The sequence below is a fragment of the Rhodococcus xishaensis genome, assembly GCF_004011825.1.
Lineage (GTDB): Bacteria > Actinomycetota > Actinomycetes > Mycobacteriales > Mycobacteriaceae > Prescottella > Prescottella xishaensis.
In genome coordinates this window covers 819,688-829,459 of record NZ_RKLO01000001.1, presented here as the reverse complement: position 1 = coordinate 829,459, position 9,772 = coordinate 819,688, and the positions used below count along the sequence as shown (strand labels likewise).

Genomic DNA, 9,772 nt, shown 5'->3' with positions numbered 1-9,772 from the left:
GGGAATTGGGTCGATAGTTGTCATTGCACCAACAATACGACGAATCGCTGGGGTGCGGCGAGTGACGATTTTGTGTCGATCACTGCCGTCGCCTCCAGGACGCAACGACGAGGAGGAAGAGCGGGCCCGTGAGCACACCCCGACCCGCGGGAAGGGCCGTGCCGGCATGGCGGTCATCCGAGTGCGACGACCCGGGATCATCACGGCCAGGACATCGTTTTCGTAAGTGGCAGAGATATTCTCGGCATCCGCGCCGTCACCCAGGGACGGCTGCCGACGGTAGGTTCCGTCCGGTGTTCAATGTGGATGGGCGTGCACCAATCCGACTGGCGCACAGGATCACCGGGACGTTCATGGGTCAGCGGTCACCTCGCCGGAACAGCCTGTTGCCCAGCCACACGATCGGGTCGTATCGCTTGCCAACCACCCGCTCCTTCATCGGGATCAGTGCGTTGTCGGTAATGTGGATATCCTCCGGGCACACGTCGGTGCAGCACTTGGTGATGTTGCACAGGCCGAGTCCGAACTCGTCCTGGGCCGCGTCGCGGCGATCAGCGGTGTCAAGTGGATGCATCTCGAGCTCGGCGATCCGCATGAGATAGCGCGGGCCGGCGAACGCTTCCTCGTTCTCCTCGTGATCACGAATCACATGACATGTGTTCTGACACAGGAAGCACTCGATGCACTTGCGAAACTCCTGTGAGCGCTCTACGTCGGCCTGCTTCATCCGATACTCACCGGGCGCCAGCCCGGGCGGCGGGGTGAAGGAGGGGATCTCGCGGGCCTTGGTGTAGTTGAACGAGACGTCGGTGACCAGGTCACGGATGACCGGGAAGGTGCGCAGCGGCGCCACCGTCACCGTCTCGTCCTCGGCGAACGTCGACATCCGCGTCATACACATCAAGCGGGGGTGGCCGTTGATCTCGGCCGAGCACGAGCCGCACTTGCCGGCCTTGCAGTTCCACCGCACGGCCAGGTCTGCAGCCAAGGTGGCCTGGATGCGGTGGATGATGTCGAGGACGACTTCGCCCTCGTTGACCTCCACCGTGTAGTCCCGCAGGTCACCGGCGGAGGCATCGCCGCGCCACACCCGGAACTTCGCCTGGTAACCCATGTCACGTCGCCCTTCCCGGGTGCCCCTCCAACTCGGCATCCGTGTAGTACTTCTCCAGCTCGTCGATATCGAACAGTCCCAGCAGATCCGGACGCATGGGTGGCTGCTGCTCGCGGGTGACGATCACATCCGGGACGGCGGCGTCCCCCCACGTCCGGTCGCCGGACACGGTGCTGCACACCAACAGCGTCGATCGCCACTGCGCGTCCATGTCCGGGTAGTCGTCGCGGGTGTGTCCGCCGCGGCTCTCCGTGCGCATCAGTGCCGCGCGCGCCACACACTCGCTGACCAACACCATGTTCGCCAGGTCGAGCGCGAGGTGCCAACCCGGATTGAACTGCCGGTGTCCTTCGACCCTCACACCCGAGAGACGCGACTTGATCGCGTCCAGTTTGGCGATGGCTCGCTCGATCTCCTCCTCGTTGCGGATGATGCCGACGAGGTCGTTCATCGTCTGCTGCAGCTCGGTGTGCAACGTGTACGGGTTCTCGCCCACGCCGGAGTCCGCCGGATCGAAGGGTGCGACCGCTGCGCCGGCGGCAGTCGTGACGTCGTCCTCGGCGACGGTCGGGCGCGTCTCGAGCGACTGAACGTAGTCGGCCGCGCCGAGTCCCGCGCGCCGACCGAACACGAGGAGGTCCGAGAGCGAGTTCCCTCCCAGCCGATTCGATCCGTGCATGCCGCCCGAACACTCACCCGCCGCGAAAAGGCCTGCCACCGTGGACGATCCGGTGTCCGGATCGACCTCGATACCGCCCATGACGTAGTGACAGGTGGGACCGACCTCCATCTGCTCCTTGGTGATGTCGACGTCGGCGAGCTCCTTGAACTGGTGATGCATGGACGGCAGTCGTCGCACGATCTCGTCCGTGGGCATTCGGGACGCGATGTCGAGGTAGACGCCCCCGTGCGGGGTGGACCGGCCGGCCTTGACCTCGGAGTTGATGGCACGGGCTACCTCGTCGCGCGGCAACAGGTCCGGGGTACGCCGATTGTTGTCCGGGTCGGCGTACCAACGGTCGGCCTCTTCCTCGGTCTCCGCGTACTGGCCTTTGAACACCGTGGGGATGTAGGAGAACATGAACCGCTCACCGTCGGAGTTCTTGAGCACCCCGCCGTCGCCGCGGACGCCTTCGGTGACGAGGATGCCCTTGACGCTCGGTGGCCAGACCATGCCGGTCGGATGGAACTGGACGAACTCCATGTTGATCAGGTTCGCTCCGGCGCGAAGCGCGAGCGCATGCCCGTCCCCGGTGTACTCCCACGAGTTGGAGGTCACCTTGAACGACTTGCCGATGCCACCGGTCGCCAAGACTATGGCGGGCGCCTCGAACAGCACGAAGCGACCCGACTCGCGCCAGTAGCCGAACGCGCCGGCGATCCGGTCGCCATCCTTGAGTAGTTCGGTGATCGTGCACTCGGCGAACACCTTCACCCGAGCCTCGTAGTCCCCGGTCGCGGCGAAATCCTCCTGCTGCAAAGAGACGACCTTCTGCTGCATGGTACGGATCAGCTCGAGCCCGGTGCGGTCGCCGACGTGGGCAAGACGCGGGTAGGTGTGCCCACCGAAATTCCGCTGACTGATGCGGCCGTCTTCGGTGCGGTCGAACAAGGCGCCGTACGTCTCGAGTTCCCAGACGCGGTCGGGCGCCTCGCGTGCGTGCAACTCCGCCATTCGCCAGTTGTTGAGAAACTTGCCGCCGCGCATTGTGTCCCGGAAGTGAACCTTCCAGTTGTCCTTAGGGTTCGCGTTTCCCATCGCGGCCGCGCACCCACCCTCGGCCATGACGGTGTGCGCCTTGCCGAACAGCGACTTGCACACCACCGCCACCGACAGCCCCCGCTCGCGCGCCTCGATGACCGCGCGCAGCCCCGCGCCACCGGCGCCGATGACCACCACGTCGTAGCGGTGCCGTTCGACTTCGGCCATGCACACTGCCCCTCTCGATGATTCGTTCGGTGACGCCGGGATGGTGGGAACTCAGTTGATCAGTCGCAGGTCCGAGATGGTGCCGCTCGCGACCAACATGATGTAGAAGTCGGTGAGGATGAGCGTCCCGAGCGTGATCCACGCAAATTGCATGTGCCGGGTGTTGAGCCTGCTCACCCACGTCCACAGCCGGTAACGGACCGGGTGCGCCGAGAAGTGTTTGAGGCGGCCGCCCGTCACGTGGCGGCACGAGTGACATGAGACCGTGTAGGCCCACAGCAGGATCACATTGGCTGTGATGATCAGGGTGCCGAGACCGAGACCGAAACTGCCGTTCGGCCCCTGGTAGGCGCGGACCGCGTCGTACGTGTTGATCGACGAGATGACGACCGCGAAGTAGAAGAAGTAACGGTGCGAGTTCTGGATGATCAGCGGTAGTCGCGTCTCACCGGTGTAGCGAGCGTGCGGTTCGGCGACGGCGCACGCGGGCGGCGCCAACCAGATCGAACGGTAGTAGGCCCTGCGGTAGTAGTAGCAGGTCAGCCGGAAACCCAGCAGGAACGGCAGCGAGAGGAAGGCGAGCGGGATCCACATCGGCAACTCGCCCACCCACACGCCGAGGTGACTCGCGCCGGGAACACAAGACTCGCTGATGCACGGCGAGTAGAACGGCGTCAGGTAGTGGTACTCGTCCACCCAGTACGCGGTGCGCACGAACGAACGAATCGTCGCGTACACAACGAATACCGACAGCCCGAGGGTTGTGAGCAGCGGGGCAAGCCACCACCGGTCGGTGCGCAGTGTTCGCGCAGCGATTGCCGCCCGAGCCGGCGGCGGTGCGCCGATCTCGGTCACGCGCGGCGCCCTCACGCGTTCTCGTGCGGGTTGCCGCCGAGACCTTCGTCGTCCGCGCCCTGCCACAGTGAGCGGTCGTACGGGGTGTCCGGCACCTGCACACGCTCGGTAGTGGCGCCGGCGGTCGGGCGCGGCGGCGATTCCTGCAGATCGCTGGCGTCGATGTCGAGACGATCGACGTCGTTGGCGAGTCGGCGCACGACAGTCGCATCGCCGTAGATGTTTCGCAGCGACCCCACGCACTGGCGGAGATGGCCGATGGTGCGCTGCAACTCCATCACCTCGGTGGTGGTCATCCGTACCTCCGAAAAGCACTGGTCGAGTACTCAGTCGGATCGGTGCGGCAGCTCGCTGTCGGTCCGCCACCCGGTCCGCCTACCTGATGTGATGGCACTCACAGTACGTGAAGCACCGCCTCGATGTGCGGATTGTCAGGTTGCCAGCGTTTCGAGCCAGTCGGGATCGAACCACTCGGCAGCAGCAGCGGCGAACCCGGCCACGTCCGGTCCCGCGATCCCTTCCGGAACACGTCCGACCAGTGGCGAACCGGTGACGACCGGGAGGTCGTCGAGATTGCACCGAGCCGCAAGGTCTGGATTTCGCGGCCATGAGCCGATGACGAATCCACTGCACTTCACACGCGCCGAGGCGAGCGCTTCAGCCGTCAGCGCACAGTGATTGAGGGTGCCCAAGCCCGCCGCCGCCACCACGACAACGGGAGCGTCCAGGTCGACGGCGAGATCGCGGACCGTGAACCCGCCGGCGCCGAGGCGTACCAACAACCCCCCGGCGCCTTCCACGAGCGTGACGTCGTGCCGGGCGTCGAGCTCGCGTACCGCCGACAAGACCTGGGCACGGCGCACGAGCGGCATGCCACTGCGCCGCGCAGCGGTGTCCGGAGCGAGAGGCTCGGGAAAGCGGGCCAATTCGACCGTCGAGGTGACACCGCTCAGGCGCGTCACCTCTGCGATGTCACCCGGTTCATCCGGACCGACACCGGTCTGCGCGGGCTTGCACACCGCGACCGAACGGCCCGCCGCGCTCAGTCCTGCCGCGAGCGCGGCGGTGACGACGGTCTTGCCTACATCGGTCGACGTCCCCGCGACGATCAGCACGCTCATGCCGGAGCCGCCACCATCCGATCCGAAAGCACTTCGGAGAGAATGGATTCGATGCGCGACATCTCGTCCGCGTCGATCGTCGCACGCGCCGTCAGACGCAGACGCGATGTGCCGTACGGCACGGACGGCGGACGGAAACAGCCCACGTGCAGCCCACGCTCGCGACACGCCGTAGCCGCCGCCAACGCGACGTCGGGGTCACCGAGGATGACCGGGACAACGGCCGACGAGGGCTCGTCGCTCCCGGTGATCCGGGCGAGTTTGCGCGCCCGGTCCAGTACGGCAGTCACGCGCTCGGGTTCCCGGATCAAAACAGACAGCGCCGCCCGGGCGGCACCCACCGCGGCCGGGGCGAGACCGGTGTCGAAGATGAACGTGCGGGCGGCATCGACGAGATGGGCACGTACCTTGGCCGATCCCAACACCACGCCACCCTGGCTGGCCAGTGACTTCGACAGGGTTGCGGTGACGACGATGTCCGGCGCGCCGGCCAGACCGACCTCCTCCACGAGCCCTCGGCCACCGCGACCGCGGACGCCGATAGCGTGCGCCTCGTCGACGAGCAGGACGGCTCGATGCTCCCGGCACACGCGGTGCAGTTCGAGCAGCGGGGCGAGGTCGCCGTCGGCGCTGAAGACCGAATCCGTGAGCACGAGTGCGCGCTCCTCGGTTCGCTCGGAGAGTGCCCGCGCGACGGACTCGACATCGGTATGGGGAGCGACGACGACCCGCGCTCTGGAGAGGCGGCACGCGTCGACCAGGGACGCATGGCAACCGGCGTCGGAGACGATCAGTGAGCCCCTGCCCGAGAGCGCGGTCACCGCGCCGAGATTGGCCGCGTAACCGCTCGCGAACACCAGGCCGGACTCGGCACCGACGAACTCAGCGAGCTCACGTTCGAGCATTTCGTGATCGGACGTCGTGCCGGTGACCAGACGGGAACCGGTCGCTCCGCTGCCCCACCGATTGAGGGCATCCATGGCTCCCGCCAACACCCGCGGATGACGAACGAGTCCGAGGTAGTCGTTGGAGGCAAGGTCGATCAGAGGGTCGGCAACACCGCGCGGACGCAACTCACGCCGGAGACCGGCCGCCTGCCGCTCCCTCTCGACGTCGTCCAGCCAGGACAGTGCATCGCATGCAGCGCCTCCGGCGCGTTCGGTACCCATCGAAGCATGATACAAGCAAATTGAACGCCGTTCAATTCGGAGGCAGTGCGGACAGGCGCACTTGACTGTGTGCAGTGGCGACCATGCCGGCGGCGATACGGTCGATCTCGTCGGCGGTACACACGTACGGGGGCATCGCGTAGATGAGGTTCCGGAACGGGCGAAGCCACACGCCGGCCGCGACCGCTGCATCCGTCGCGGATTGCATGTCGACGGGATCAGAGAGTTCGATCACGCCGACTCCGCCGAGCACCCGCACGTCCGCGACGCCCGGCAGATCGCGTGCCGGAGCCAGGCCGCGTTCGAGACCCTCGTTCAACGCCGATACCTCGGCCCGCCAGTCCCGCGTGAGCAGTAACTCCACCGCCGTGGCCGCGACGGCACACGCCATCGGGTTCGCCATGAACGTCGGGCCGTGCATGATGCCCCCACCCGGGCCGGCACTGATCGTCTCCGCTATCGACCCCGTGCAAAGGGTCGCAGCGAGAGTGAGGTAGCCGCCTGTGAGCGCCTTGCCGACACACATCACATCCGGTGCGACTCCGGCATGGTCTGCGGCGAAGAGTTCGCCCGTGCGGCCGAATCCGGTCGCGATTTCGTCGAACACCAGGAGCAGGTCGTGCTCGTCACAAATTCTGCGCAGTTCCCGCAGATAGTTCGGGTGGTGGAAGCGCATGCCGCCCGCTCCCTGAACGACGGGTTCGACGATGATCGCGGCTAGTTCGTCGCGATGCTCGAACGCGAGCCGCTCGAACTCGGCCACGTAGACGGCGTCGAAGTCTCGCGGAGGCACGGGTGCGAACACCTGCTGAACGAGGACGTCGGTCCACATCGAGTGCATGCCGCCGTCCGGATCACAGACACTCATGGTTGCGAATGTGTCGCCGTGATAACCACCTCGCCAGGTCAGCAGGCGATGTTTCTCGGGTCGGCCCCTGCTCCGCCAGAACTGGAGGCACATCTTGATGGCTACTTCGACCGAGACAGAACCGGAATCCGCGAGGAACACCTTGTCGAGACCGTCCGGTGTGATCTCGACCAACAGTTCCGCGAGGCGGGCGGCGGGCGCATGGGTGAGCCCGCCGAACATGACATGGCTCATGCGGCCGAGCTGATCGGTGACGGCGGCGTCGAGCACCGGATTGCGGTAGCCGTGGATGGCCGACCACCACGAACTCATTCCGTCGACCAGCTCGGTGCCGTCTGCCAAGGTCAGCCGAGTGCCCTCTGCGGATTCGACGACGAGTGGGGCGGTCGAGGCCGGGAGCGCTCCATAGGGGTGCCACAAGTGGGTGGTGTCGACTTCGACGATCCGATCGAAGGGCATGCGCACGGGGTTCACGCTGCCCGACTGTAGGCGCTCAGATAGTCGATCGGTGCAACAGGTAACGTGGAGGCGGCGCTGCCGACCGCCGGTCCGCGGCGCGCGCCGACTCGAGCCCAGCCCACGCCCAGCAGACCGGAGAGGATTGCGTGTTCCTCCAACCCGCCGATAGATCCACCGGGCAGCTGGGCTCGGAGAACCGCGTCCGCACAGTTCGCAGGGGTGACCTCGACGGCGTTCGCGGTCTGGCAATCGCCCTCGTCGTCGTCTACCACGTGTGGTTCGGTCGGGTCTCCGGCGGCGTCGACATCTTTCTCACTTTGTCGGGATTCTTCTTCGTAGGCTCTCTGCTACGGACCGCCGAGTCGTTGAAGCCGTTGGATCCGGTCCCGGTCGTGCGGCGCGTTACCCGCCGTCTCGCACCTGCGCTGGTACTGATCCTCGCGGTGGTCGCGGCGTTCACGATCCTCCACTACCCCGCGACGGCCTGGTACGACACTGCGAGGCAGACGACGGCATCGCTGCTGTTTCTGCAGAATTGGCACCTTGCGGACACGGCGAGCGACTACCTGGCTGCGGATCCGTCCGTCAGTCCGCTGCAGCACCTGTGGTCCATCTCGGTCCAAGGGCAGTTCTACCTGGCCGCGCTCGCCGTGGTGTTCGGCGCCGCGTGGTTGTTGCGGTCGCGCGGCTATGCGGTTCGGTTGCCGCTCACTGTCCTGCTCGCAGTGTTCACGGCAGCGTCGTTCATCTACGCGGCAACCAGCTCGATGCCGCAGACCTGGCTGTACTACGACACCGGCGCCCGCATGTGGGAGTTGCTGGCGGGCGGTCTCCTGGCATGCGTCGCGCCGTGGTTGCGCTTCCCCCGATCGACGCGGATCCTGCTGTCCTTCGCGGGCCTTGCGATCCTTATCGGGTGCGGGGTGTTTCTCGACGGCCGCAACCAATTCCCGGGACCGTGGGCTCTGGTTCCGGTGGGCGCGGCCCTGGCCCTGATCATGGCCGGATATTCCGGGTCCGATTCGAACAGTTCCGATACCGGGACCGACAACCCGGTCACGCGTCTGCTCACGACTCGCCCACTGCATCGTCTCGGGGATATGGCCTACGCGCTGTACCTGTGGCACTGGCCGATCCTGATCGGGTATCTCGTGTTGTTCGACAAGCCCGACGCCGGATTCACGGGCGGTCTCGTCGTCATCGTGCTGTCCCTGGTGCTCGCGGAAGCGACCACCCGACTGATCGAAACACCGATTCGTCGACCTTCTGGGTCGGGCCGTACCCGGACGGTGCTGATCGCCTCCGTATCCGTGGTCGCGGTCGCGATCGCCGGGGGGTCGGTGTCGTTGACCACGTTCATCGACCGCAGGGCGGACGAGTCGGCACAGCAGACCGAACTCGATCCGCTGATCTATCCGGGCGCCGCGGCACTGACAGAGGGCGCCGACGCACCTCAGGAGCGAGAACAACCGTCGCGGTTCGTCGCTCACGCGGACCTCCCAGACTCCACGACCGATGGCTGCCTGGCTCAGGATGGTGAGACGTTCGCGCGCACCTGCACGTACGGTGACCCCAACAGTGCCCGCACACTCGCACTCATCGGAGGCTCACACGCCGAGAACTGGCAACCGGCCATCGACATCCTCGGCCGAGAACACAACTTTCGAGTGCAGACCTACCTGAAGGTGGGATGCCCGGCGGTGCTGCCACCCGGACCCGACTCAGAAATCGGCGAATGCGAGCAGTGGACGTTCAGCGTGATCGACGCGCTCGATGCAAACCCCCCTGACGTCGTGTTCAGCACCTCGACGCGCCCGCGGCCCGACGGTCCCGGCGACTACACCCCCGCCGCCTACGTCACGTTGTGGCAGGCACTCGCCGATCGACAACTCCCGGTCGTCGCGATACGCGACACGCCCTGGCTCGAGCATGAGGGCGTCGAGTACCGGGCCTCGGACTGCCTCGCCGGACGCGGCGGCAACGCCGAATCGTGCGGCATCGACCGCGAGATGGTTCTGTCGGCAGTCGACCCGGCGCCGGGCGCCGCCGCCCAACTGCCGAACGTTCGGCTGCTCGATCTGTCCGACGCTGTTTGCCGCACTGATCGCTGCCGGGTCATCGAGGGAAACATCCTGATCTACCGCGACTCGAACCACCTCACCGCGTCCTACTCCCGGACTCTGGCGCCCCCACTCGGGCTCGCCCTCGGTCCAGCGACCGGGTGGTGGTGACCGGTCAACCTAGGACCGGTCAATC

At 66.2% G+C, this 9,772-nt stretch carries 8 protein-coding genes; 1 reads left to right on the top strand and 7 read right to left on the bottom strand.

The window, feature by feature from the left end; translation table 11 throughout:
• Nucleotides 1–358: 358 nt before the first annotated feature.
• The 7 genes from EGT50_RS03895 to EGT50_RS03865 form a co-directional block, all read right to left on the bottom strand.
• Nucleotides 359–1,114 (bottom strand): succinate dehydrogenase/fumarate reductase iron-sulfur subunit, encoded by a 756-nt coding sequence (locus EGT50_RS03895; RefSeq protein WP_127951221.1) that lies wholly within the window; start codon nt 1,112–1,114, stop codon nt 359–361.
• A 1-nt stretch (nt 1,115) separates the two neighbouring features.
• On the bottom strand, nt 1,116–3,044 hold the full coding sequence (locus EGT50_RS03890; RefSeq protein ID WP_127951220.1) for a fumarate reductase/succinate dehydrogenase flavoprotein subunit: 1,929 nt from the start codon (nt 3,042–3,044) through the stop codon (nt 1,116–1,118).
• A gap of 51 nt (nt 3,045–3,095) precedes the next feature.
• Nucleotides 3,096–3,899, bottom strand: coding sequence for a hypothetical protein (locus EGT50_RS03885; protein ID WP_235870539.1), 804 nt, complete (start codon nt 3,897–3,899; stop codon nt 3,096–3,098).
• Nucleotides 3,900–3,910: 11 nt separating this feature from the next.
• The gene (locus EGT50_RS03880; RefSeq protein ID WP_127951218.1) at nt 3,911–4,195 is read right to left on the bottom strand and encodes a hypothetical protein; all 285 of its coding nucleotides are present in this window, start codon (nt 4,193–4,195) and stop codon (nt 3,911–3,913) included.
• 135 nt (nt 4,196–4,330) lie between these two features.
• Complete coding sequence (gene bioD, locus EGT50_RS03875) at nt 4,331–5,020, bottom strand: dethiobiotin synthase (RefSeq protein WP_127951217.1); 690 nt, start codon at nt 5,018–5,020, stop codon at nt 4,331–4,333.
• On the bottom strand, nt 5,017–6,189 hold the full coding sequence (locus EGT50_RS03870) for an 8-amino-7-oxononanoate synthase (RefSeq protein WP_127951216.1): 1,173 nt from the start codon (nt 6,187–6,189) through the stop codon (nt 5,017–5,019). Before EGT50_RS03870 ends, bioD begins: the two co-directional genes overlap by 4 nt.
• A gap of 31 nt (nt 6,190–6,220) precedes the next feature.
• The gene (locus EGT50_RS03865; RefSeq protein ID WP_127951396.1) at nt 6,221–7,516 is read right to left on the bottom strand and encodes an adenosylmethionine--8-amino-7-oxononanoate transaminase; all 1,296 of its coding nucleotides are present in this window, start codon (nt 7,514–7,516) and stop codon (nt 6,221–6,223) included.
• 146 nt (nt 7,517–7,662) lie between these two features.
• On the opposite strand from EGT50_RS03865, the gene EGT50_RS03860 reads away from it, so the two are divergent.
• Nucleotides 7,663–9,747 carry an acyltransferase family protein gene (locus EGT50_RS03860; RefSeq protein WP_127951215.1) on the top strand — a complete coding sequence of 695 codons (2,085 nt, stop codon included), beginning with the start codon at nt 7,663–7,665 and terminating at the stop codon, nt 9,745–9,747.
• Nucleotides 9,748–9,772 lie beyond the last annotated feature (25 nt).